At 50.7% G+C, this 25,023-nt stretch carries 20 protein-coding genes; 10 read left to right on the plus strand and 10 right to left on the minus strand.

Features of this window, described 5'->3' with window-relative positions; translation table 11 throughout:
• Nucleotides 1–126 precede the first annotated feature (126 nt).
• The 9 genes from X474_RS09460 (at nt 127) to X474_RS09495 (ending at nt 7,726) form a co-directional block, all read left to right on the plus strand.
• The gene (locus X474_RS09460; protein ID WP_044348471.1) at nt 127–948 is read left to right on the plus strand and encodes a nitroreductase family protein; all 822 of its coding nucleotides are present in this window, start codon (nt 127–129) and stop codon (nt 946–948) included.
• Between the two features lie 433 nt (nt 949–1,381).
• Nucleotides 1,382–1,774 carry a hypothetical protein gene (locus X474_RS09465; RefSeq protein ID WP_044348473.1) on the plus strand — a complete coding sequence of 131 codons (393 nt, stop codon included), beginning with the start codon at nt 1,382–1,384 and terminating at the stop codon, nt 1,772–1,774.
• Nucleotides 1,775–1,868: 94 nt separating this feature from the next.
• The gene (locus tag X474_RS09470; RefSeq protein ID WP_052515052.1) at nt 1,869–2,585 is read left to right on the plus strand and encodes a flagellar hook-basal body protein; all 717 of its coding nucleotides are present in this window, start codon (nt 1,869–1,871) and stop codon (nt 2,583–2,585) included.
• A gap of 274 nt (nt 2,586–2,859) precedes the next feature.
• Entirely contained in the window at nt 2,860–3,030 is a 171-nt protein-coding gene (locus X474_RS26095; protein ID WP_156360708.1) for a hypothetical protein, read from the plus strand.
• A 14-nt stretch (nt 3,031–3,044) separates the two neighbouring features.
• Nucleotides 3,045–3,734 (plus strand): NUDIX hydrolase, encoded by a 690-nt coding sequence (locus tag X474_RS09475; protein WP_044348475.1) that lies wholly within the window; start codon nt 3,045–3,047, stop codon nt 3,732–3,734.
• A gap of 74 nt (nt 3,735–3,808) precedes the next feature.
• The gene (locus X474_RS09480; RefSeq protein WP_156360709.1) at nt 3,809–4,117 is read left to right on the plus strand and encodes a hypothetical protein; all 309 of its coding nucleotides are present in this window, start codon (nt 3,809–3,811) and stop codon (nt 4,115–4,117) included.
• Nucleotides 4,118–4,538: 421 nt separating this feature from the next.
• Nucleotides 4,539–6,230 (plus strand): sensor histidine kinase, encoded by a 1,692-nt coding sequence (locus X474_RS09485; protein WP_044348479.1) that lies wholly within the window; start codon nt 4,539–4,541, stop codon nt 6,228–6,230.
• A 31-nt stretch (nt 6,231–6,261) separates the two neighbouring features.
• Nucleotides 6,262–6,660: a sigma-54-dependent transcriptional regulator gene (locus tag X474_RS09490; protein WP_044348480.1), complete on the plus strand. Its 399-nt coding sequence runs from the start codon at nt 6,262–6,264 to the stop codon at nt 6,658–6,660.
• Nucleotides 6,661–6,880: 220 nt separating this feature from the next.
• Complete coding sequence (locus tag X474_RS09495) at nt 6,881–7,726, plus strand: anion permease (RefSeq protein WP_052515053.1); 846 nt, start codon at nt 6,881–6,883, stop codon at nt 7,724–7,726.
• Between the two features lie 225 nt (nt 7,727–7,951).
• Here the strand turns inward: X474_RS09495 and recD2 are convergent, their stop codons facing one another.
• The 4 genes from recD2 to X474_RS09515 are packed head-to-tail and all read right to left on the minus strand — an operon-like array spanning nt 7,952 to nt 17,689.
• Nucleotides 7,952–10,108: an SF1B family DNA helicase RecD2 gene (recD2, locus tag X474_RS09500; RefSeq protein ID WP_044348482.1), complete on the minus strand. Its 2,157-nt coding sequence runs from the start codon at nt 10,106–10,108 to the stop codon at nt 7,952–7,954.
• Nucleotides 10,109–13,615, minus strand: a complete 3,507-nt coding sequence (locus tag X474_RS09505; protein ID WP_044348484.1) for a UvrD-helicase domain-containing protein — start codon at nt 13,613–13,615, stop codon at nt 10,109–10,111. It abuts the gene before it with no gap.
• Entirely contained in the window at nt 13,608–16,802 is a 3,195-nt protein-coding gene (locus X474_RS09510; RefSeq protein WP_044348486.1) for a PD-(D/E)XK nuclease family protein, read from the minus strand. Before X474_RS09510 ends, X474_RS09505 begins: the two co-directional genes overlap by 8 nt.
• Nucleotides 16,799–17,689, minus strand: a complete 891-nt coding sequence (locus tag X474_RS09515; protein WP_052515054.1) for a lytic murein transglycosylase — start codon at nt 17,687–17,689, stop codon at nt 16,799–16,801. Before X474_RS09515 ends, X474_RS09510 begins: the two co-directional genes overlap by 4 nt.
• Before the next feature lie 85 nt (nt 17,690–17,774).
• Between X474_RS09515 and X474_RS09520 the strand changes: the two genes are divergently transcribed.
• Complete coding sequence (locus X474_RS09520; RefSeq protein ID WP_044348487.1) at nt 17,775–18,374, plus strand: hypothetical protein; 600 nt, start codon at nt 17,775–17,777, stop codon at nt 18,372–18,374.
• Nucleotides 18,375–18,376: 2 nt separating this feature from the next.
• On the opposite strand, the gene X474_RS09525 is transcribed toward X474_RS09520, so the two are convergent.
• The 6 genes from X474_RS09525 to X474_RS09550 all read right to left on the minus strand — a co-directional run bounded on the left by X474_RS09525 (nt 18,377) and on the right by X474_RS09550 (nt 24,666).
• Nucleotides 18,377–19,483 (minus strand): amidohydrolase family protein, encoded by a 1,107-nt coding sequence (locus tag X474_RS09525; protein ID WP_082464275.1) that lies wholly within the window; start codon nt 19,481–19,483, stop codon nt 18,377–18,379.
• Between the two features lie 9 nt (nt 19,484–19,492).
• On the minus strand, nt 19,493–19,978 hold the full coding sequence (locus X474_RS09530) for a flavodoxin family protein (RefSeq protein ID WP_044348489.1): 486 nt from the start codon (nt 19,976–19,978) through the stop codon (nt 19,493–19,495).
• A 76-nt stretch (nt 19,979–20,054) separates the two neighbouring features.
• Complete coding sequence (locus X474_RS09535; protein WP_044348491.1) at nt 20,055–20,447, minus strand: bactofilin family protein; 393 nt, start codon at nt 20,445–20,447, stop codon at nt 20,055–20,057.
• Between the two features lies 1 nt (nt 20,448).
• Entirely contained in the window at nt 20,449–22,245 is a 1,797-nt protein-coding gene (locus tag X474_RS09540; protein WP_052515055.1) for a M14/M99 family metallopeptidase, read from the minus strand.
• Nucleotides 22,242–23,174, minus strand: a complete 933-nt coding sequence (locus tag X474_RS09545) for a cell envelope integrity TolA family protein (protein WP_044348493.1) — start codon at nt 23,172–23,174, stop codon at nt 22,242–22,244. The genes X474_RS09540 and X474_RS09545 overlap by 4 nt, the downstream gene beginning before the upstream one ends.
• 166 nt (nt 23,175–23,340) lie before the next feature.
• Complete coding sequence (locus X474_RS09550; protein WP_231688315.1) at nt 23,341–24,666, minus strand: L,D-transpeptidase family protein; 1,326 nt, start codon at nt 24,664–24,666, stop codon at nt 23,341–23,343.
• Nucleotides 24,667–25,023: the final 357 nt, after the last annotated feature.

Raw genomic sequence — 25,023 nt, forward strand, 5'->3', positions numbered from 1 at the left:
ACCTTTGGTGCAAAAGACAGGTAAAACCAGGTACACTATCTTTTTAAGTTTATCCCGAGTCATTGGTGACCGGCCATGACTCCCTTTCCGCAAAACAGGCAAATTTTTCCAAGGAGGCTTTAAACGATGGCTTATATTGAGATCGACCAGGAGCTATGCCAAAAAGATGGTTTTTGCGCAGCGGTCTGTCCCATGGGCATTATTCTGGGAAAACCCAAGGATCTCCCCCAGACAGTCTCCGGCGGCGAAGATATCTGCATTGACTGCGGCCATTGCGTGGCGGTCTGTCCCACAACCGCCATAACCCAGCGGACCATGTCGCCTGACGACTGTCCACCCTTGGAAAAAAATGCGAATTGGGATCAGGACCAGGCTGAGGAGTTTTTGCGCAAGAGACGTTCCATAAGGGTCTATAAAAATGAGCCGATTGAAAAAGAAAAGCTGGAAAAGCTTATAGATGTAGCCAGGTACGCGCCAAGTGGCCATAACATCCAACCTGCTAGATGGCTGGTCATTCAAGATGCGGACGAAATGCACGCCATAGGTGGTCTGGTATGTGACTGGATGCGCTATATGGTTGAAAATAAACCTAAAATAGCAAGAACCCTGTCGATGGATAAGATAATTGAGCTGTGGGATAAGGGAGTCGACCGCATCTTGAGAGGAGCGCCGCACTTGATTGTGGCCCATGCCCATAAAGATGAACGAACCGCGCCCGCAGCCTGCACCATTGCCCTGGCCTATTTGGAACTATTTGCCCCCAGCCTGGGCCTGGGTTCATGTTGGGCGGGTTTCTTTAATACTGCTGCCAACTTATGGCAACCCTTAATGGATCGCCTGAACCTTCCCGAGGGACATGTCAGTCAAGGTGCGCAGATGGTGGGCTATCCCAAAATCGGATACCAGCGGCTTCCTTTGCGAAAACCCCCTGTCATTACCTGGCGCTAGGAGAAAGCTCGGGCCGTTTATTCCGGATAACTACCTAAATACACAAGTTTTTTAGTGTCCGGCCTAGGCGGCCCGCCAGAATCACCAACAAGAACATTAAAACGTCTTACAAAAATACTGGTGATACTTTTTTCTTTTCTTGGCACTTTCGTATTATTTTTTAGGTTCTGGCAAATCAGCACCTTCTGATTACAGTATTTTTATTTGTCAATAAAATTCTATCGTTATACTTTTATTTGAAGTGTTTATTTAATAATTTCTATGAGCTACCTGAATTCCACCCTCTTCTATTATTCATGTAACCCCCTGTTTCCACAGCTAAAGACAAATAAAATTTTTTGGAAAGGTTTTTTTTTAAAGTTTAAGGCCCTGATGGTCGATACATGTAATAGAAGAAATGTAACTTAACAAGAAAAAGGTAATTTTCTGGATTATGGTCGAATTCCCCCCATATGTCAGGCTGGTTGTAAACAACGCCGCCAAACGGGTGGACGGGCATGACAAAGATGCGCCCCAGCGCACCAAAAAACAGGTCAAGCCCTCTGCTCCCACGGAACAGGCCTCAGCTACAGGCCGGGAAACCACTGCGCCCGGGGCGGCACCTGTTTCCTCCAAGTCCTTTAAACAGCCGACCGATATGGTGGATCTTATATCCAATGAAAACCGTCCAGCCCTGGACAGCCTGCCTCCCACTACAGAGGAAGCCGAAGAGGCCCTGGCCAGGCTGAAGGCGGATCTTCCGGCCATGGGTCAGGCAGTGGGGGATTTACATTCCAAGCTTGATCGCCGAGTTATTCTCACCCTTCTCGCCCCTTTGGTTCTTTAAAACCTGCCCCAATGGCGTATTCGATCGTTTATTTGTATAATTACCATTACGGTGCAAGTATTTCCCTTAGGGGCTCCACATAGGAGAGCATAGAGTGGCCATCCAAGGAATTTGGGCCTCAGTATCCGGCATGCGAGTGGCCCAGAAAAAAATAGCCAATTCGGCTCATAATGTGGCGAATGCTTCCACATCCGGTTTTCAACCCCGACGCCTTGAACAGGCAGATACGGCCGGAGGCGGAGCCCAGATAACCGGATCCACTCAGATGTCCGGCGGCCCCCTGGTGAGCACAGGCAGGTCATTGGACCTTGCCGTAAACGGCGGCGGCTTTTTTGCCTTGGACGATGGCGACGGCGGTGTAGTCTATTCCAGGAACGGCAAGTTCATGCTCAACGACCAGGGGCAGGTTGTGGACAACCAGGGCAGAACCCTGCGTCCTCCTTTCCAACTACCGGATAATGCAACCAATATCTCTGTCACGTCAGACGGTCGCATAGAGGCGCTGGATAATAATGGAGAGGTCCTGGCCCAGGGACAGATTCAGACTACGACTTTTGCCAATCCCGGCGGCCTGGAAGCGCTGGGGGGCAATGCCTACAGGGAGTCCCAAGCCTCCGGCCCGCCGGTTAACGCCAATCCCGGTGTCGAGGGGCACGGCAACCTGGCCTCAGGCATGATCCAGGCTTCCGGCACTGACTATCTGACCGAAATTACCACCCAGATAGTCAACCAAAGATCCTTTGAAGCAAACCTGAAGGCGGTGCAGACTTATGACGAGATGTTGGGCACCCTTTTGGACAAAAAAACTTAAGCCTTTACTTTAAAAATAAAATCCCCCGGAAAACCCCTCTGCCAGGCTTTTAACAATCAACCTGCTCAACCCATACTTAGAACTAGTCAAATCCCCTTTCAAGGCCCTTCTCCCAATTTTTTGCAAATATGTCCGGCTTGTTTCGTACCGGGCGCGACTATAAGAACCAAGAAATTAAGCTTATGCCTTGTTGCTTTCATAAATAGTCTTGGACCACTAACCCTCTATACTGTTACCATTAGGCAAATCACACACAGTGAAAGGTAGTTGCCAGATGAACAGAATCAACCTTTCCTTTGCCTTAGGCCTTGGTTTAACGGTGGTGATTTCTTTTTTCCACGGCGCAGCGCAGATTTCAGATGTCAGCCTGCTGATCGGCCTCTTGGCGGCTTCATTGATTACAGGCGTTGCAATGAGTGTTAGTTCCGAATCGGAATCAGAATAGAAACGAAACGAAATTTGAGCCAAAAAACAAAGATACTGAACCGTCTGGAAACCAGGCAGGCCCCCACCCTTGTCGGCAAAGGGAATTTTCTCACTCTAAATAAAAGACAGGTGCGAAACATATACGCAAACGGCGATACCAGTGTCTGGTACGACGTTGAAACAGCCGCCCCGCCTTTTTTGGATGCAGTTGTCCTGGTTTTGTATGCCGCGCCTGATACTGATCAGCCTCCCAGGATTCTTTTGCGCAAGGCAGCCCGGCCGGCGGCCTTTTTCAGATCCCTGGAACCCAGGTTGCGGGATTTGGATGGTGAAAACTTAAACGGCGTAATGTGGGAACTACCCGCCGGCGGGGTTGAGCCCGCCGATCTGGAGAATAACGGTGCCGGTGTTTCCGGCAGGGCGGTTTTAGAGGCCTGGGAAGAAGGCGGCTTTAGGGTTAAGGATGAAGATCTGGTTTCCTTGGGCGAGCCCCCCTTTTCAGCCCCGGCCTTGTGCACTGAAAGGCTGCATTTTTTCACCGCCCGGGTGGACCCGGCGGCAGCACAGCCGCCGGAAGGAGACGGCCACCCCATGGAAGAAGGGGCGGATCTGTGTTTTCTCAGTCTTGATCAGGCACTTGCCTGGTGCAGACAAGGCAAAATCATTGATTTGAAAAGCGAGGTAGGTCTAAATCGCTTCAGGGATTGGTGGGAGTCCCATTGAAACAGGCCTTGGCAAAGACGCCTGATGAACGTTCCAAGGTCATTGCAACCGCAGATCATCCGGAGGAAGTGAAAATGAAAAAAATCATTATTCCCTTGCTTGCCCTGACCCTTTTGACCCTGGCGGGATATGCCTGGGCAAAGGGACCTGTACAGGCTCCCATGCGCGGTAGCGCGTGCAACTGCTGCGCCCCTCCCCGCTTCCAGATTTTTCAAGCACCCAAGCCCTATGGCGGCCTTTTGATGGTGGACACCCAAACCGGGGAGACCTATCAAAGGATCATTGTCAACACCACCAACGCGGCAACAGGCGGTATTGATATCCGCTGGATGAAAATAGAGAAAAAGGGCCCCCAGAAAAACGAAACCGTGTTTTGGGATTAAACGACACCAGAAAAAATCTGTTATATTGCAATCGGTTATATCGTTTTATCTTAATTTAAAGCTGGACTTTAAACCGGCCCGGGATTTCAAAACCTGGGCCGGTTTTTTCGTCCCCTTCCGCCCTTTCCCAAAACGGCCTTCCAGAACCGATCCTTTTAAAAAAATGTTTAATTTTAAATAGTTATCTAAATAAATCGCCAGGATATCACAAAGGTAACTCTTTGGGGGGGGATTATCCGACTCAACTATAGGTGGTTTGTCTCCGGGAAAAGGGGTGAACCACTAAAATCCTTGGGGTGTAATAACTGTTTTGTTTTAGGGAGCTAAACTCAGATTATTGAGCCTTTGCCTCTATTTTCCTGGTTTTTAATTCCAAGTACCATGCATAGACAGCAAAAATGAATAAAACCAGGGAAAAACTATGCAGGAAAAGAAAAACCACTACCAGGTATTGCGCAATAAGGTTCTGGCTCTATTAATTATTGTTCCCCTGATTCCCTTTATAGTCGCCCTGGCTATTGGTTACTCCTATTTCACAAAATCCCTGGAAAATAATAATGTCGACAAGATTAAAAGGATCGCCGAAGACCATCGCGCCATGATTCAGATGTTCTTGGACGAACGTAAGAGTGATCTGAATTTAATTGCAGAAACATATAGTTACCAGGAACTGATTCAACCGGATAACCTGGGGGCCGCACTTTTACTCCTCAAGGAAAAATCAGGTGCTTTTGTGGATCTGGGGCTTTTTGATGAAAAAGGCAACCATCTTGCCTATAAGGGGCCCTATAAATTAAGCGGTAAAAATTATGCCAAAGAACAATGGTTTAAGAAGGCCGTAACCTCACAATATTTTATCAGCGACGTGTTCCTGGGATTTCGCAGGATACCTCACTTCATAATCGCCATAACCCAAAAGAAAAACGGCCACACCTGGGTTCTCAGGGCAACCATTGACACATACCTGTTCAGCGAAATGGTTCGCAAGGTCCGCATAGGTAAAAGCGGTGAAGCTTATATCCTTAATAATGAAGGTATATTCCAGACCCTACGTCGTTCCGGCGGTGAGTTACTCACCAAAAGCCCGGATGACGACAGCCTTTTGAAACCTCATCAGGGAACCATAAGCCTGCTTAAGGCAGACACAAAAGGCGAGGAATATCTCTACGCAACCTGCTGGCTGAACGACGACAATTGGCTTCTGATTGTGCGTCAAGGCAAAGAAGATGCATTTCAGGCACTTAACGATGCCTCGATCCAGGTTATCCTGATCTGCATCTTGGGCATAGTCTTCATTATAGGGCTTGCCTTTTATATAACAAATCGGCTTATCACCCAGATTGAAAAAGCCGAAACCGACAAGGAAAAACTGGATCAACAACTTATTGTGGCAGGCAGGCTGGCGGAGATAGGTGAGATGTCCGCCGGGTTTGCCCATGAGATCAATAACCCCCTCCAGGTTATCCGCGCCGAGCAAAAGCTCATGGAAACCATCATGCAGGAGATGGTTCAAAAGGGGGATTTACTTCAAGGTGAAGACCTTAACGAACTGATTGAATCCCTTAATCAAATCCAGATACAGATCGATCGTTGCGCCCAAATTACTCAGTCAGTGCTCAAATTTGCCCGCAAAACAGACCCCAATCCCCAGAGGTTGAACCTGGCTGACTTTGTGGGCCAGGCCTCTTTACTTTTCAGTAAAAAGGCCCAAGTCAGCGGGGTTTCGTTGGAGCTTAAAAATACCAGTCAGCCCTGTTGGGTTAACGCCGATCCCGGTCAGTTGCAACAGGTGGTCCTAAACCTTTTGAACAATGCCTTTGACGCAGTGGAGGCAAAATACGGAGGCCAGGGAGAAGGACTGGTCACCGTAAATGTGGAGGCTTTAGAAGCCCAGGCTCTTTTAAGTATTAAAGATAATGGAAAGGGGATTAATTCCGAAGATTTAAAACGTATATTCACCCCATTTTTCACCACCAAGCCCGTGGGGCAAGGCACTGGCCTTGGCCTGCCGGTGTGCTACGGGATCGTGGAAAAAATGGGTGGAAGCATCAAGGTGCAAAGTACCTTGGGCAAAGGAAGCACCTTTATTATCACCCTGCCCCTCATAGACTGAGAAAACACTCTTTGGGGAAAAGAGGTTTAAGGTGACAAGCCCAAAGATCCTTTTGGTTGATGATGAAAAACGCTTGCTGAAAACCTTTGCCAAGCTGCTGGAGCGTCAAGGTTATGAAGTGCATTCAGCCCCGGACAGTCAAGAGGCCCTGGTTGTTTTGCAGGCACGGCAGATCGATGTGGTTGTGCTGGATATAAAAATGCCGGGCATGGGCGGACTGGAACTTTTGCAGACCATTAAACAGACCTGGCCGGGGATTCCGGTGATCATGCTCACCGGGCATGCCACCGTGGATTCGGCCTTGGCAGGTCTCAGACAGGGCGCCTTTGATTTCCTGATCAAACCGTGCCCCTTGGAAACCTTATTGGAAAAAATTGAATTTGCCTTGGAGAGAAAATCACGAGGGAGACAACAGGTAGAAGAGCCCTGACCGTTCACCCTAACAAGGCCTTGAAAATGGCTGAGAAACACTTGAAAAACAAAAAATGGATATGGCGCTACAGTGCCAAGGCTGAAAGAAAGTTCTTTTTTTTCGCTGCCTTGGCTATGGCTGTCCTGAGCACTTTACTTGAGCACTTTAATTTTTGAGAAAGCTTGTTTGTGGGTAAAAAAAAAGATGTCCAACACGTTAGAAAAGGCGAGGTGCGAGTATGACCCGGGACAATGCTCCGCAAAAACCAACCGGTTACGACAGATATGTCAACTGGAAGCTGTTCAGCATACCACTTGTTCTGTTTATTTTGATAATAATAATACCCACGCCGGATTCAATGCTCCAGGTGGGTATAGAATATTCACTGGGGCCGGGATATGAGAAAACCTACCTGGCCAAAGAACTTTTTAATAATGAATTCGATGGATTAACCCAGTGGCAGATGTACCTGGTCCAATTGATGGTGGCCAGTGAAAGCAAATCGGCCTACAGCAAGAAGGCTTTTTTAAAGAGAAATTTGAAGTGGGCGCACACCAATAAAATCAAGCTCTCCCAAGGGCAGCTACAGACCATCAAAGAACATGTAAAAAATATTGATTCCAAGAAGTTCGAGCAGCTTCTAAGCCGAGCCCATGAAATAAAGACAAAAGGTATAAATTATGATCAACTGACTCCTTTGGAAAGGAAAAAGGCAGACAGAGCCGGCTTTCATGTAAAGGCCGCAATCGCCACGGTGGCCTTTGTGGTGCTTTGTTTTTTAACCGAGGCAATTCCCCTTCCCATGGTCGCTTTTTGTATCGGCCTGATCGCTATCTGCACCGGAATAGTCACCAGAAAAACCGTGGCATCGCTTTACTGGTCTGATGCGACCTGGTTCATCATGGGCAGCCTTATGTTTGCCACTGCCTTTGTCAAAACCGGGGGCGAAAGTGATCTCAATCTTACTGAGGCCAGGGGGTTGATCACAAAGCTGGCCCCCATGATTGCCCAGGCGCCGTCCTGGAAACTCTCTGAACTGCAGGCTGTGGTGGAAAGTAATTTGATTCCTGAAACCTATGCCTGAAAGGCTTATACCAGGCCTTTAGCAAAATCGGGTTCCCTGGTCCGGGACGCTGGACCATCCAAACCATAGACGGTCGGTAGTTTATATAACCAGGCTCATATGACCGTCACCCCCCAGAACGAGCGGGCAAGGCTTATTCTCTAGCCTTGTCCGCTTTCCTTTTTGGTAAAGAGCTTTATCCGATAAAAGGCTCTGCCATAAGATTACTTTAATATTAAGATAAATTTACTTTAAACTTGCCTGATAAAGCTTGCCCAGGGCCACATCCAAGCGGGCATTGCGATGAATCGGCTGGTTTTCCCTTATGGCTCTTTTCAGGGCCTTGGCATCCCCCACCACCAAAACCAGCTTTTTACCCCTGGTCACGGCGGTGTAAAGCAGAGGCCGATTCAGCATGATGAAATGCTCCATGCCCAAGACCACCACCACAGCCGGATATTCGCTTCCCTGGGATTTATGAATGGTCACACAATAGGCCAGGATCAGGTCATCCAGTTCAGCCTGGGAATACTCGACCTCCCTGTCGCCCATGGCCACAACGCAACCGGCGTCCTCGCTTTTAAGCACAAAACCCAGATCTCCGTTAAAGACTTCCAGGTCGTAGTTATTACGCACCTGCATAACCTTGTCCCCAGCTTGAAATCCAACCGCTCCCCGGGAGGCGGGGTTAAGTTGCTCTCGCAGAATCTGGTTTAGATTACGGCAACCTAGGGTTCCCTTGTGCATGGGAGCCAACACCTGGATATCCCTGGCCGGATCAAAGCCGTAGTGGCCGGGCAACCTTTGGCAGACCAGGTCTTTCACCAAACGGGAATTTTTTTCCGGATCTTTTTGGTCTATAAAATAAAAATCCGATTCCGCGCCCTGACGAGGCAATTCAGGCATTTTGCCGTTCAGGATAAGGTGGGCGTTTTTGACCAAGAGGCCAGCCTGATCCTGACGGAAAATCTCGGTTATGCGAGCGGTTTTTATCACCTTGGAATCAATGATCTGGCGCAGCACCAAACCCGGTCCCACGCTTGGCAACTGGTCAGCGTCTCCCACCAGTATCAGCCTGCATTCCGGCCCAACCGCCTCGGCCAGGTTGGCCATTAACCAGATATCTATCATGGAAGACTCATCGACAACTAAAAGTTCAGCCTCCACAGGTCGGTTGGCATTTCGGGCAAAACGATTCTCTTTAGGGCTAAACTCCAGTAATCGATGCAAAGTCAAGGCGGTTTGACCGGTTGATTCGCTGAGCCTCTTGGCCGCCCGGCCAGTGGGCGCGGCCAGGGCCACGCTGAGTTCCATGCGCTTGGCAATGGTTATCAAGGCCTTGAGCAAAGTGGTTTTACCGGTGCCCGGGCCTCCGGTGAGTACGGCAAGGCCTGCGGTGAGCAACTTTGAAAGTGCTTTTTGCTGGGGCAAAGAGGGCTTGACCTTAAGCTGTCCAGACACCCAATCCACTGCCTTGGCCGCCCTTTGTTCAGACAAAAGGCCCGAATTTTTAGCGAGGCCGGCCAAGGTGTGAGCGGCTCTTTGCTCCAGGCTGTAGATGGAGCTTAAGTAAACCCTCTTAGCCTTTTCATCTTCTTCAACAGTTAATTTGAGCCCTACATGAAGTTTCACAAAACTCGGGCCCAAAAGCCCCCGGTCAACCTTGAGAATGTTGGCCGCGTTTTCCATGAGTTCCTCATAGGGTAAAAAAAGATGTCCCTGGTCCAGGGCCTGGGAAAGGGTGTGCAGAATCCCCGCCTCCAGACGGGAGGGATCGTCTTGGGCAATGCCCAGGCGGGAAGCAATTTGGTCGGCTGTGGCAAAACCAATGCCCCGCACATCAGCGGCCAGACGATGGGGCTGAGTTTTCATTATAGCCAGGGTGTTTCCCTTGTAATGTTTGTAAATCCTCAAGGCGGTCGAGGCCCCAATGCCGTGACCCTGTAAAAACACCATGGCATCTCTTAATACACCGTGGTCCTGAACCGCCTTGGTTATGGATTCTGCCTTTTTATCACCAATACCAGGCACTTGGGCCAACATTTCCGGTTCTTCAAGTATTACTTCAACTGCCTTGGGGCCGAGGTGCTCCACAATGCGCTCGGCCAACTTGGGTCCCACTCCCTTTACCAGGCCGGAAGCGAGGTAGTTTTTCACACCCTCCTCGTCTGTGGGCAAACTCACGGAAACACTCTCGACCTCCACCTGGGGGCCGAATTTGGGATGTAAGATGGATTTGCCTTTTACGGTTATTTCCTGGCCCTGATCCAGCCCGGGCATAATGCCCACTACCGTGAAAAGCCCCTGGGTAGTATCAAGCCGCGCCACGGTATAACCGTTTTCAGGATTATGAAAGGTAATCCTTTTTACGGTTCCGGTAAGGCTGGTGAGCTGGTTTTGCATTTATTCCGCCCCCTTGCCCCGGCAAAAACCACTTTTTTGCAAAGGACAGGCAGCAGAACAAAGAGGAGAAACCGGCAAGGTCCAGGGGTCTGCGTTTAAGGGAATGCGGCTGATGCCTGAAGCGGCTGCCAGGAGATTCTGTTCCAGTTTTTTAAGATAAGCCTCATTGCAATCAAGGGAAAGCAGGGTTCCCCCCTTGGAGTTCAAATAACAAAGCCTGGTTTCAGGCGGGTTGGAAGGATCTGTCCTGCCCAGAGCCAGGGCATAAATACCCAGCTGGGTCTGATAGTTCTCCGGATGCACCGCCTCGCTCACCTTGTAATCCACAATAAGGTGTCGGCCGGGCCGCACCAGGACCAGGTCAAACTCCCCTATCACCTCCAGGTCCGGGCATGCGCCATTACCTTTTAAGTAAAGCCTGAACCCTTGCTCCCTGAAGAGGTGTTCTTCCGGAAATTCATTAATAATATCCGGAAGATCTGTTTCCCAAGCCTTTAAAGCCAAATCCTTGGCCCGCTGAACTTCCAGCTCTGACGCCTGTCCGCACAGGGCCATCTGATCAGCCGCCTGTTTCAATGAATCCGGCCCGTTGGAAAAACGGGCGTTTTCAAGCAATTTGTGCACCAGGCTGCCAATACGGGCCCCCTGGGAAGGTTCTCCGTTTCCATTAATATTTACAGCTAATTGGGCAGTATCAAGCCCCCATCTTCTGGTAAAAAAATACAGCCTTTGACAATGGAGAAAATTTTCCAGGCTGGAGACGGATTCAGTAATCAGGTTGGGGGCGGGCTGGTTATCTTGCAGGCAATGATCAATTATTTCAACTGCATGTCCCGTGCATTCCCCGGCCGGATCCATCGGTGTATCTCCCGAATCGATCATATGGCCGGGATCTTTATCCTCAAATAAGATTTCCAGGTCATCCACAGACACCTGCCGGGTCAGTTCGTCTGCAAGCACAAATTCCGAGACCCATTTGCTCCACAGACCGGACCTGCCCTTTTCCTTTTCCCGGAACAAAAAAACCAGTTTTTCCATGGCCCTGGTGCAGGCCACATAGAAAAGACGAGCCGATTCCGCCTCATAAACAGCCTTTTGTCTATTGGCCAATTTAGCATATATAGACGATTTGATTACTTCACCAGTGTCAAAATCCAGGGGGTTAATTGCGAAAATTCCTTGGGGCAAGGGGCTCGGCAGACTGTTCCCCTGGTTTATGGTGGAGTCCAGGTCCGCCAGAATCACCACATCAAACTCAAGTCCCTTGGCCTGATGCACGGTCATGAACCGCACCACTTGGGCCTCTTCTCCCATCAATGGGGCCTGGGGCTCTTGGCCGGGATTTTCCAGGCGTTCACCCAGCCAGACCAGAAAATCTTCCACACAACCGGTCGGACCTGATTGCGCCTCCCTGGCCATTTCCAATAATTTACGGATATTGGCTATTTTTTGCTCACCATCCGGGTCTGCAGCCAATAGGGGAATAACATCCGTTTCAGCCAGGATGTTTTCCATTATGGCATAAGGCGACATACGCCTGATTAGAGGAGACCATTTCTTAAATATATTTAAGGCCTTGTCCCAGCGGTCAGCTTGTTCTCCCTCCAGGGTGGAGCTCAGGTTCAAACCCGATTTCATGGCCTGCGGCATCAGGCAGCCTTGCTTAGCCGACCCGGCCCGCAAGGCAACCAAAGCCTCGTCGCTCAACCCTAGAAGCCCTGAGCGCAGAAATCCACAGAGCGCCAAATCGTCTTCCGGGTGAAGCAGGCTTTGCAGGGCCAGGTAAATATCTGAAATTTCCTGGCAAGCAAAAAAGCCCCTGCCCTTGACCGTATAGAATCCAACCCCCTGTTTGCGCAAGGCGTCTTCATACACATTGACAGAGGTTAGTTTAGTTAACAATACCGCAATATTACCGGGGTTTACACCTTGATTTAAAACCAAATCCTTAAGATATAATGCCAGGGCCCCGGCCTCCAGGGTGCGCCATTTATCCGCCTTTGCCTCAGGGGGAGCTGTTATTTTTACTACCTCCAGAGGGTGATCCAGCCCCTCTTGCTTTTGCCTGGCCGGGTTTTGGGCGTCATCCGGCCTAAAGTTAAGGTAGAGTCTCAGAAGTTCCGGGTCATCCAAGGAATGGGCAGAAAAAACCTTTTCAAACAGGCGGTTAAAGAAATAGACCAGCTCATGGCAGGTGCGATAATTATTAGGCAGGGCTTCCACTTTTCCGACCCCTGCCTCAAATTCGGTCATGGTCTGGCTGAACTGCCCCACATCCGCCCCCCTAAAGGCATAGATGGATTGCTTACGGTCTCCCACAACCAGCAACCTGGGCAAGGGGGCGTCCTGATCCGCGCTATCAGGATCCAAAGGCTCTTCAAGACCAGCCAGAAACCGCATAAGATCGCCCTGAACCGGGTTTACATCCTGAAATTCATCGACCAAAAGCGCCTGGAAACGCTGCCTTAGAATAAAAAGCACCTCCGGCCTGGTCTCAAGCAGGGTCTTGGCTTTCAGCAGAAGATGATCAAAGGAAAGGGCCGCCCTGCCGGCCAACTCTTTTTCCAGGGCAAGGTCCACCTTGGCAAGCAGCTCAAGTGCGTTTCCGGTCAACTGGGCCGACATGGGCACTGCAATCAAAAGTTTCAGTTCCTGCAGAGCTTCAATGGCCGGTCTGCGCAGTTCATTTGTCTTGCCCCAGTTTCCCTTGAGCAGGGGTTCCAGCTCGTTAAGCCTGTTCAGGTTAAGGACCGATGCGTCCTTATCCAGGCCTAGCTCCCTGCATCTGGCCAGCAGTTTATCCAGCTTAACCAAAAACTTGGCCTTACTCTTGGCCAACTCGCCGATGCGGGCGTCGGCCAATTCATTTATGCTCAGGCAAAATTGCCTGCCAAGCTCCTGTTGTCTGGTTTCCTCATCCGCATGGGCCTGTTGGGTGGCATCCAAAGCCTGACGGGGGCGTACCCCCAAGGTAGTCAGATGATGATAAAACTCCGCCAACAACCCGGAGAGTCCATAAGACCCGTTAAGGGATTTCTGGGCCAGCAGCCTGTCGAGAAGCCCTTCGGGAGCAACCAATTCCGTGCGCAGCACCTCCTGGATGACTTCTTCCAAAAGCTCCGCAAACTCGTTTTGATCCAGAATCCTGAAATCAGGGTCCAGGCCCATGGCCGCACCAAACTCCATTAAAAGCCTGCGGCAAAAACTGTGGATAGTGCTGATAGGCGCCCATTCCACCTGGGCCAGCATGCCCTGCCAGTCCGGGTTATGGGGCTTTCCTTGAGATTTCGCTGCCAATTCGGCTAGTTGAGAGGCCACCCTGGCCCGCATTTCATTGGCCGCTTTTTCGGTGAAGGTTATGGCCACCACCTGGTTGGGTTGCAGGGCCTGGTGCTCACCCGCTCCGGTTAAAAGCCCCAGATAGGTCTCCACCAGGCGTCTGGTCTTGCCTGCGCCTGCCCCGGCTGTTATACACAACCTGTTTTCCAGGACTGGATAATCAGCCATTGTTGTCTTCCCCCGCATGAGATTCAGCCCTGCAAATCCTCTTGAAATCGCAATAAAGGCAGGTTTGTTTATCCGGCAGGGCAAAAAATCGCCCATTCAGCATGTTTTTCCACAAACCGGCCAAGGCCTGGTACAGATTGATCGGCTGTTCTTCCTGATCAGAGAGAACGGGCTCCCTATTTAAAAAAGGATCATCTGCCAAAAGCTCCACTGGTTTTCTGAGCTTTTCCGATTCAAACCATTTTCTGGTTGGCGTTAGCCGGGCCAGTAAACGCAAAGCCGGTTCCGGGGCTTGACAGGCGGCGAAAGCCAGGTAAATCGGCAACTGAAAGGCGCTTACACCCCACTCTTCCCGGCAAACCGCATTTCTTAAGCCCGCATCGTTGCTTGTGTGCTTGTAATCGACAATGCGTATAAAATCAGGGCCCTTATCCAGCCTATCAACCCTGCCTGCCAACCTAAGATCCGGCCAGCCCGGAACCTTGATCTCAAAGGGATTTTTCTTGCTTCCAAAGGACAACTCCACGCCCCGGGGCCTTGCCTCACCCATTTCCCGGCATTCCAGCTCAACCACCTTTGCGAGGGCTTTTTTCAATACCGGTTTTCTGGCTTCGGCCAAACGGTCATGGCCTTTATTTCCCCCGGCCTTTTGCTCTGCCCTGGCCTGCTCCAGGCAATCATTAATCCTTTGCCTGCGGGTTTGATCAGACCAGTTGTGGTCATACTCCTCCGGTTCAAAGAAAAGCCTTAAAGCCTCATGCACCCAAGAGCCTTCATCGCTTGGTTTGAGATCCAGCTCAGGTTCGTCCTGAGGGGTAAGCCCCAAAATTCGGCCATAAAACCAGGCCATTGGGCAGGCCGCATACTGCTCGAAACTGCTGGCTGACTGGGGGCGGCTTTGGGAGCCGGTCAATAGCTCCCTGATTCGTCCGATTATCTGGGAAGAATTCAGGCTTCCACTATAGGCATCTGAATTTAATGGCCTTTCCTTCAGATCAAGCCGGTTGAGCTCTTTTCTGCGGGCCTCTATCATCACCCTGGCCCGGATATCGCGCCATTTGGGTATAAAATACGGGTCCTGCTCAGACAGGCAGGTGAAAACCTCCCTGGCCAGGTGATTTTCCTGTTCAAACGCCAGGGGATTCAACAGGCCCCTGGTCAAACCGGCCCACAACCCCAAAGGATCGTGGCACTGCTCCAGGCCGGGCAAGGAGCCGTAGACCCCGCCATTTGCCCGGGAAATTTCCACGCCTCCCAAAGAGGCAATGACTGTCAGTTCCAGGGCGGGCTCTTTTTCCTGGCCGCTTGCGTCGGCTGCGGCATGGGAAAGGATAACCTTATGCCTGGTTTTAGCCAAGAGGCGCAAGAGGTTAAGAATCTGGCCGGAGTATTCCTCCTCGTCGGTGCGCCAGACCGGGGCCTTGGCCTTTATCCCCAATCTGACCAGGTCCTGGCCGCCCAGAAAATGCCTGGCCTGGGGTTTTAAGGGAAAATCTCCCAGATTCAGTCCGGCCACAAAGGCGTAATCAAGATCAAGGGCGCCTGCCTGATCCAAGGAAACCAGCCTGATTCCCATGGGGCCTTTTTTCAAGGGGTGAACTTGGTACTGGGCCAGCATATGGCGAAATCCGGCCAACAGCCTGGTAGCTGAGAGCTGATCAACATCCTCTATCTGAGAAGCGGCTAAAACCAACTCCTCCAGGGCCTGGTCCATGGCTCCCAAGGCGGCCATATCCTGGATAATAGTCTGACTTTCCTTTTTGTTTTCCGGGTTGAGTCCGAAAAAAAGATGTTGGCCTATTTTTAATTTTCGCCAAAGCTCCTGCACTTCTCGCAGGTATGAATGCAGATTGCCCGGAGAACTAAATTCTTCAAGTAAAGCTTTAAGTTTTTCCAGGGATTGACCTAAATAAACAGCAGTTTCGGCACCTTCTCCCAGGCGGTGGTAAGCAGATTGCAAATAAAACAAGGGTTCGTTTTCCGCTGCGTCAAAATACCCGGCACTGGATAAAAGAGACTTGATCCGGGATGCGGGCAGAGGGTCATTTTCCCAGATAAGCGGGGCAAGGGCAGGAAAAAGATAAGGAGATTCAAAGGCCTGGATAAGCTTTTTACGTAAAAAGGACTTTAGGGGCAATTCCAAAAGTAAAAGAAAGGCCCGGCACACCGGAGTAGCTGTCAAGGGCAAAGACGGTGACCAATCAAGGGAAATTCCCATTCTCTGGGCAACGTTTAGGGCCATCTGCCCCTGAATATCAGGGTCTGTCAGCACTATGGCAAGTTTTTGAGGCGGCACACCCGAGTTAAGCAGATCCCCTGCCCTTATGACCAGGTCTTCCATTTCAGTGTACCTGCCCGGAGCTTTTAAAACCTCCAGGCAATCCTCAAAGTCCTCACTTAAGGGTGCGGTTTCCCCCCCAAGCCGCGCCTGAACCAGGGGAGCCAAGGGTCCTTTGAATTCCTCAATCTCGTGCCAGTTAATCTCCACCTGGGACATATTTTCAATTATGTGGCGCTCAGTTGCCTTGAGAAGTTTGAAAAGCCTTACCGGCCCCTCGTCATCAGGCGGCAGCAGGCTGAAATTGACCCTCACCTTTATAGCCTTGGACAGGGCGCGTAAAAGCCCCAGGTCCAGGGTGCGCAACCAAAGCACCTCCAGGGCCTCCAATTTCCGCCAGGAGGAAATGAGCTTTGGCCTGAATCCCTTCTCCAGAGAAGCCTCCAGGTGCTTCAGACGATCGGCCTGGTCTGCCAGGCCCAGATCATCCAACCTTTTCTGATACAGCTCCAACAACTCGGTCAGGGCCAGGAACCTGCCGCCCGAGTCAGCCTGTTCCAGCTCCCGAATCTGTTCAGGTAAAAGCCCGGCCGCCTTGATCTCAACCAATAGACGCCACAAGCGGTCCGGAAAACGCCTGCCCTTGGCCATGCCCGCAAACAAATCCTCATGATCCTTGGCCTTGCGCAAAATAGCCTGCAAAAGCATGGGGCCGGCCTGGGGCGATAACGGTGCACATCCTTCGGGTAAAGGTGTTTGCTCCAATACAGCGGGTAAAAGGGAATCAAAGGTGTAAAAAGGCGGTTTAAGCAAAAAACCGCCCGGACTTTCCCGGGTCATTTCTGCCAGGGTCTGGTCCAGGGCGGCTTTTGAGGGGAAAACAAAAGCCTGACTTACAGGTGAACTCATTTAAGCCTCCGGGCCAATTCCAGAACGGTTCGGGCATAGGGAGTGCTTTTGTTATAGGTGAGTATAACCGATTTTTGCTTTCTTTGGCCCAGTCCCTGTTGCCAGCCGTGGGCTTTAAGGTAATTGGCCACGCTGAAAATGGCATCTGTGCTGGTGAAAAGATCCACCCGGCCGTCATTGTCCCCGTCTTTGGCCCATTTCAAGGCGCTTGTGGGCACAAACTGGCTCATGCCAAAGGCTCCGGCAGGCGACCCCTGAAAGGCAAAGGGGTTTTTACGCCATTTTTGAGACAATTTCAGCAGGGATGCGACTTCGCCCTTGGCCCAATGGGCTCTTTTTATAAAGCGCTTAAGGTTTTTACGGGAGCTTATCTCCTTTGTACGGTCCTTGGGCCAATAAACGGCCAGGCGCTTTCTGGCTTCTTTTGTATCCAAAACCGCCTGGCTGGCCAGTATGCTCATGGTATTGTGAGTGCCGGTGTAGGACCCCAGGGAAGTCTCCACATTCAATATGGCCACTATTACTTCCGGAGGCACGCCTGTGGTTTTATGGGCTTGGCTTAAAGGTCCTTTATGTTTAACCAGAAAATCCCGCGACCTTTTAAGGCTTTTTTCAGACAAAAAACGGCCATAGTTGAGCTTGCTTTCCTTGACGCTCAACATACGGGCCAGAATTTTAGCCTCAAAACGCATCTTTTCATGACTCAAGACCCAATCCACCTGTTTTGTCTTAAAGCCCTGTTCAAGCAAATAAACGCGCAGGGGATTGAAAATGGCGGTTTCGGCAAAAGAAACAGACACGTGCAGTAAACTGCCGAAAAAAAACAGGCCAAAACACAAAAAGAAACGTTTATGAGTGGGAGTGAGCCTTAGAACCGAACCAGTCAATTGAGCCGCCTTTCCCCTTTAAGCCGAGAGTGGATTCTGATACCCTACTAACTCCTGATTATAATCAAGCTTCACAGGAGCTATCTTGAGCCATATTATCGATTTTCCAGGCAATAAGCCTAAACAACCCGACAATGTGATTACTGATGCGCCCATGAGGCTAAAGTGGGGCGATTGGCGCACCACCAATATTCTACAGGTGCATGTCAGGAGCGCAGCAGGTTATGAAGACTACCGGGCGGAGCTGATTAAAAAAGGGCGTAAGCCCGGCGGAAAAATGCCGGCCCACATTGCCTGTACAAACGGGCTCAATGAAACAGCCCTGGCTGTACTGAGGCATCGCCATAATCAGGAGGACCTGATCAAGGTTGGTTTTTTGGCCGCATTAATGGAGACCCTGGTCAACACCCCTTGCGACATCCTGCGCACAGACCTTATTCGACGGGTCTATGGTGAAGTGGAGAAGCTCTCCAAGTCCCTTGATTTGAGTTGGCGGGGGGGAGCCAACCGGTTCATGCTGCCTCTTTTGGAGGACCAAGCCCAGTTAATGGATTTCAAACGCAGGGTGGCTCCCCTTAACCGCCTTAACACACTATTCAAAACCCTGGACGAAATCGCCAGGGAAAGACAGGAGAAACTGGCCCGGGAATATGTGTTCTATTATCCCAGGGGGTTTACCCTGTAAGTTTAAAATGACCGCCACATGGGCCTGGACAGCTCGGTGGGGTCTTCCAGAGGAGACGCCCCGCAACCCACCAGCCTGGCCAGGGCTCCCTTTTTGATCACACCAAGTTCATCGGCCCGGCCCATGGCAAGGGCAGCGGTCTTTGTAGCCGCTTCAAACACGGTTTTTGCTGCAATACCGGCCCATAGCCAAGCCTCGATCTCCATGAAAAGAGCCTTGCCGTGGGGCACTCCATAGGAGCCTGCATCCGATCCCAGAACCAGAGGAACCCCGAGTTTTTCCCCCTCTCTCAGGGCATCCACCTGGCTTTTCACGATTTTACCGATATTTTCCCGTATCTGTTCGGGGTGGCGTCCTTCCGGGTCATCTGCGTGAACCTTGCAGGCCGCCAAGGTGGGAGACCAGTACACTCCCTCATTCGCCATACGGGCCAAATTCTCAGATCCCATGAAAAACCCGTGTTCCACAGAACCCACCCCCGCATTAAGCGCGGCATCCACCGCCGCTTTTCCGCTGGCATGCACAGATACTCTGAGCCCATGGGTTTTAGCCGCCTCGACCGCGGCCTTCATTTCCTTTTCCGTCACGGCCAGAGGGTGCTCCACCTGGCCCGGATTGTCAAAATCCAGTAAACCCGTGACAAAGACCTTTATCAAATCCGCGCCGTCCCGGGCCTGTTTAAGGGCGGCTTTGTAAAACTCATCCGCACCCTTAAATTCCTGGGCCAGCCAGTATTTGGCTTCACCCTTGGCGCCGAGGCCCATGCGCGCCTCCAGGACCAATGGCCCGTCCTGGGGCTTTTCATAGGTCTTGTCAGCCGCCTTTTTGGTCCGGCCCATATCCCTGACCCCGGCCACTGCCGCCTCTTGATAGGCTGCCAGGCTTTTTTCGGGCGGGCCTTTAAGCCAAAGGTGTACATGCGCATCCAGGGCTGCCGGAGAAAGATAAAGATCGCTAAGATCAACCTCTTCAGCCGGACATGCCTGGGCCTCCTTGCCCAGGGCCTTGATAACCCCGTTTTCAATCAACACATGGGGGCTCTCTACATCAGGCTCCACACCTACCAGTCCCTTGGCCTTGATCAAGATTGCTTGTTTGTCTGTAGTCAAGGCTGACTGCTACCTTTCGGCCAATTTCTTGACCAAGGCGGCAAACTTGGTCGCCTGATCATGGCACTCCTGTAAAACCCTGTCGTCCGGAGCGCCGATGGAAAGGGTGCCGAGGTGCCCGGTCTTTCTGTAGCCCTGCACCACCATGCCGTATACCAAAAGGCCCGTCACGATCGTCATCATGGCCAGGTCACCGCCGCCGCCGATACTGCCGCCGCTCACAAATGCGGACCCTGGTTTGCCCTCCAGATCGCCTGTTCCGAAAAGCTGAACCGCCTTGTCCAAAAAGCTCTTCACTTCCGCGGCTACGCTGCCGAAGTAGCAGGGGGAGCCGACCATGACGCCGTCTGCGTTTTTAAGGTCTTCAAGCTGAACCTGGTCCACCTTTTTGAGATTCACCCGGCACCCCGCTTCAATGAGCCCTTTTTCCAGGGCTTCGGCCATTTTGCGGGTGTTCCCCCCCTTGGAATAATAACAAACTAGAACAGTTGCCATTTTCACTCTCCCTAAATGAGAATGGAGTGGTCTTTAGTGACCACTCCAGCTTGAAATACATTTTTCGAAGCCCGGCCTATTCGTCTGGCAAGGCGTCTTTTTCATCTAAAGCGGTGTCTTTTTTTGACTGCTCTTTTTCCTGACCTTCTGCATTTTCATCCATTAAAGGCAGGCTGTACGGCTCATTATTTTCCTCTTTGGATTCGGGAAGAGCCTGATTTCCAGCCTTTCCGGGTGGTAAAGAAGGCATCTCCGCCACCTTTATATAGCCGTCTACCAGTCCACCGGGTTCAATGCTTAATGAACGGCAGGCCAGATTGCCATGAACCCAGCCGGAACTTTTGACCAACACCCGATTTCCTCTGATGTTGCCTTCCACCCCGCCTTCCACCACCAAGATGTTTTCACTGAAGATATCGCCCCGCACCATGGTTCCCGGTGCAAGGAGGGTGAGACTATTGGAATCCAATTTACTTTTCTCCAATATCTAAACGGATATGTCCTATGGTCTGATCCGCGCGCAATACAACCAGTTTAACTTTGTCAGACTTTTTCGGCCTCGGGTTCTTAAAAATATCCCGGGAGGTGTCAATCAGCCTCCCTTTTAAATTCACGTTTTTTCCGCTTTTATGCAGGGCAAGGGTCAATCCCCGACCAGAGGAAAGATTGGTTTTAAGGTCCACCACTTCCAGTTTTTCACCGGGATGGGCCCTGACGGATTCACCGTCATGGTAAACCATCTTACCGCCGTTTTTTCTTTTGAGAACCAGATAATCCAGTTTGGCCGGCCTTAAGACCACGGTAATTTCACCTAAGATGCGGTTGCCCTGTTTGGCCAGGACCCGGTGGCAACTTAAATCCTTATTATAGGATGCCGGACAATGGGAAAATCGTGACATCAGATCCCGGGCTGTCCGGACTTCATACCCCCTGTCCTCTCCCTGGTTTTTGCCGGGTACGGCCGGTACAAAACCCTTGAGGTTCACTGTCAGGCTGTTGGGCGAAGGCAGGTTGGTAAGCACATCCACTATTTTAAAGTTGTCCCCCCTGATGAGTTTCAACTCCTCGCCATTGGCCAGGACGCGTCTTTGCCCCTCCACTTCAACTAAAAAATAAAGGATGGGCGAGCGCACTGTGGTAAACAGAGTTTCTTCGCCACTAAGCACCCTGATCTTCACATTTCCCAGCCTGGCGTTATCCTTACGCACCACCAAGGTGGTGGATTTGTTTATCCTGACATCCCGTCTGAGGTCATTTATGGAACCCACCCCCAAGAAGTCGCAGGTTAAACCCCTTTCATAATTGGCCTCAATATGCAGCACCTTCACCTTGTCGCCGGGGCGTATGGCTAAGGTGCGATTTTTAGAGACCATTACAGGGTCTTTTCCGTTCACGCTTAAAAGCACAAACTGCAAAACCGGTTTGGGCAGCATGGAAGCCGGATTTTCCCGCTCTATCCCCAAAAGGTCCATAAAGGCGTTTATCACCAGGATATGGTGCCTTACCTTCATGCCCACTGTGGGCAGGGACTTGCTGGATTCAACACCAAAGGCCGGTATACCGCATTTCATAAGGGCGTAATAGGTTGCGCTGCGGCGCTGCTCCTTATGCAGGGTCTGGGGCGAAGCTGTGGCATGATTATTAAATAAAAGATGATACTTGGGGTTCTTTATCTGGAGATTGACCTTGGCCAGCACCTCTTCGGCCATCCCTTTCAGATCCAGCTTTTTCCCCTTGTGGTTCACAAAAACATCGGTATCCGCTATCAGGGACTGGCCATAGCGTTTGGGATTGGCCATGGGCCCTTCCCATTTTGGCCTGAAAAAACCGCTGCCGTCGTGCAGATTCAACAGACAATCGCTTTGGGCGATGAGTTTCTTTAATATAGATACGATTTCCTTGTGGCGTCTGGCTGTTACAGGGTCGCCGAACTGGCGATTCATATCACCGTCCGGCCCCCTGTGATTTTTAATTATGGAATACAGGTTTGCCCTGGGGACAACTATCAAATCGCCTTTGATAAGGGCGATATCGGCATACAGATCCGCCGATAAAAAACCACCGGGTTCATCGCCTTGGATGCCGCCTAATATCATCAGGGTCTTGCCGGGATGAGTTCCCCTTATGTGGTAAACGTCAAGCTGGTTGGGTGTGCCGTCAAAATAGACCCTATGCTCAAGGCACGGCCGCTTTTGGGCTGTTGCGGTTACAGGCAGCAGCCCGGCCATGATAAACATGCATAAAAAAACCCAAAAACCAGGTTTCAATTACCAGCCCCCTCTGTTGTTTTTTCGGTTGGCTCTTTTTCCGTTTCTTTAGGTGTGCTCGTTTCCATATCTATAGCGGCGGAGCTCACCAAAAGCAATTGTCCTTCTCGGGAATAGATCACAAATTCGAGCTTTTCCGGTTTCTTTTCCAGGGCGTCATATTTCGCCTTCATGCGGCGGAACCTGTGAATGGAAAAAGGAGCGCCCCTTCTGTAGTTCATTGGCCTGCCCTGAGGAGTCAGACGCATGGGAGGCCAGGATTCCACCCAGGGATTGCCTCTTTTCTGCCCCCTCATGATAACTGAAACATAGCCCATCAAGGGTTCGGATGAGGGAGATTCGGTTTTATTCACCACATCAAAAAGCACAAACAGATCATTTGCCTCGACCGACGGCTGGACATTTCTGATGCCGACCTGGTCAGACTCAGCGGGCTCTGTAATTTCATCGGCTTTTTCCTGCTTTTCCTCCGCCTCTGCCTTGGGCTCCGGTGTGGTTTGGGCCTGGTCCTTTATCTGCTCAGTATCCGCAGATTTGGGTTCAACAGGATCGAGCGCTTTTTTCTCGGGTTCAGGCTGAGATTTACCGGCTTCAGGGGGAGTATCGTCTCCCGACTGGGCGGCATCGTTTTTGGCGTTCTCCGCCGCCTGCTTTTCCATATCAGCCTGCATGGCCAGAACTTCTCTGGTCTCCTGTTCCTGAACCAGGGCCTCCAGCCTCTCGGTGCGCAGCATGATCAACCTGGTGTCGTCAGCAAGCTTTTTCAAGGCTTCCTGCTGACCATAAAGCAAAAAGCTGCCCGCCCCCATGCCCAAAAGCATCAGGATCAACACCAGGAACAAAAAATATATCCACCAGGTTCTAAAGGTCACGGCCTGCACCGGTCCTGATTTGCGCACCAGAAGTACGTCCATTCCCTTTTTTCCCACGTGTCCTCCCCCCCATGTTGGGTTTTTTAAAGAAATAACAAAGAGTTGAATGCATTTTTCTCTGAATACCCATGCTCCTGCCTTTGGTCTTTCCCAGATCGGTTATATTGGGTCGTGTAACCGGGCGGCAGCCCGGACTAATCAGCCGATTTCCGCGTAAAAATTTCTATAATTTGGTCCAGGTCTCGTTTTTTATAAGCCATTTACCCTTGCGGTAAACCAACTCCAACTTTTTGAGGCCCCTATCCTTGTGCCAATCCGAGGAGTAGAGCTGTATGAACTCCACTCGGGCCTGATTCCGGTTTAGAACCGTTATCTTCAGGTCCTTGGCCCGAACCCGTATTACTTTGTAAACCTTATTTAAGTAGCGTTTACGCTTTTTCCATTGCGTTTTGTTTATATTCCCGCTTTTAAAATCACGGGCATAATAGCCCATGTAAAGGTTCAATTTCTTGGCCTGCCAGACATGCATCCAGGACTTAAGCATCCTTTCAATCTGTTTTTTGGCATTAACCTTTGGCTCAGTTTTTATAGCGGCAGGTTTTTTGGGGGTCTGGGCAGGTTCATGTGACTTGGCCGTGGCCAGCACAATCTCCTTGGGAGCCAGGGCAATCAAACGCTTTGCCTGGGTCAGATCGGACACCACCCAGTCCCCTTTTAACGCACTGGCAGAGGAGGGATCATTTCCGTTTAAGAAAAACCTCCTGGTAACCAGTATTTCTTTGCGCCTTGACTTTTTGATGACCTGATCAGCCACCAGTATCCAATGCGAATCCAGGCCCAGAAGCATCATGCCCCTGTTTGAAAGCTCAATTTTGCTGTTTTTACCCAGATGGGCCAAATTGGGGGCCAGGGAGGCCAGCTTGGCCGGAAGCTTGGGCCCTTTACTGCTGCGCAGGGCCAGAGAGGGGCCTTTGGGGGCGAGATTAAAATTTTTAACCCACTTTTCCAAATCCAACAGATAATTACAGGACCTCACCCTTTTTTTCAGGTCAGCCAGGTGAAAACTCTTAACCACCACCACAGGCGTTAATTGCTCTTTGATTAAAGGAGCCACAACATCCAGATCCTGATTCCGCATGACAATACAACCATTACTGGCCCGCGGTTTCAATTTTTGGTTGGTGCCGTGGATATAAATGCCGTTACCGCTGTGCCCCTGCTCCCGATCAAAAGGATTGGGAAAATTCAAATGAATAGCCTGGTCGCCGAATATGGTGACCTTGTTGTCCTTATAGCGGTGGGTGGTGAAATAAATCCCCTCGGGAGTTCTTTCATCACCTTCTTTCTGTTTATCGCCCGGACGGCTGCCGGTGGAACAGGGATATTCATATTCCAATTCCAGATCGCCCAAATATCGGAAGACCATAAAGCTTTGCCTGCTTTTATCCACCACCACAAAACGGGAGTCGCTTACCTTTCCCTGATAGCAAAAGGTAAATATCGGGGATTTGTTTTTATGTTCGGAATCTTCTTGAACGGCATGAGCCATACGGGGAGTTATTAAAAGATAAAAAAGAAGACAGAACCCTAAAAAAGAAAGAGTAATCGCCCTGATTAGCAAACCGCGATTATCAGCTAAAAAACAGATTGGGAGCATATCATTTCCGTTACAACCGAAGATTTTTAACAATCGCCACATGTAACACAGTCCCAGTATGACCAGGGTATAAAAAACAGGCAACCAAAAGTTGTAGTCAGCCTATTGCTGAAATCGCCCTGGGCCCGATATCATGCGGCCCTTTAACAACCGATGTGTAGCGTGACTGTTAAGTACAGAACATAGGAAAGAGACTTTACCTGAGATCAGACAGCTTTGCATCCTCAAGTATGCAATGGAGTGGAACCG

Source organism: Dethiosulfatarculus sandiegensis, from assembly GCF_000931935.2.
GTDB classification, from domain to species: Bacteria; Desulfobacterota; Desulfarculia; order Desulfarculales; family Desulfarculaceae; genus Dethiosulfatarculus; species Dethiosulfatarculus sandiegensis.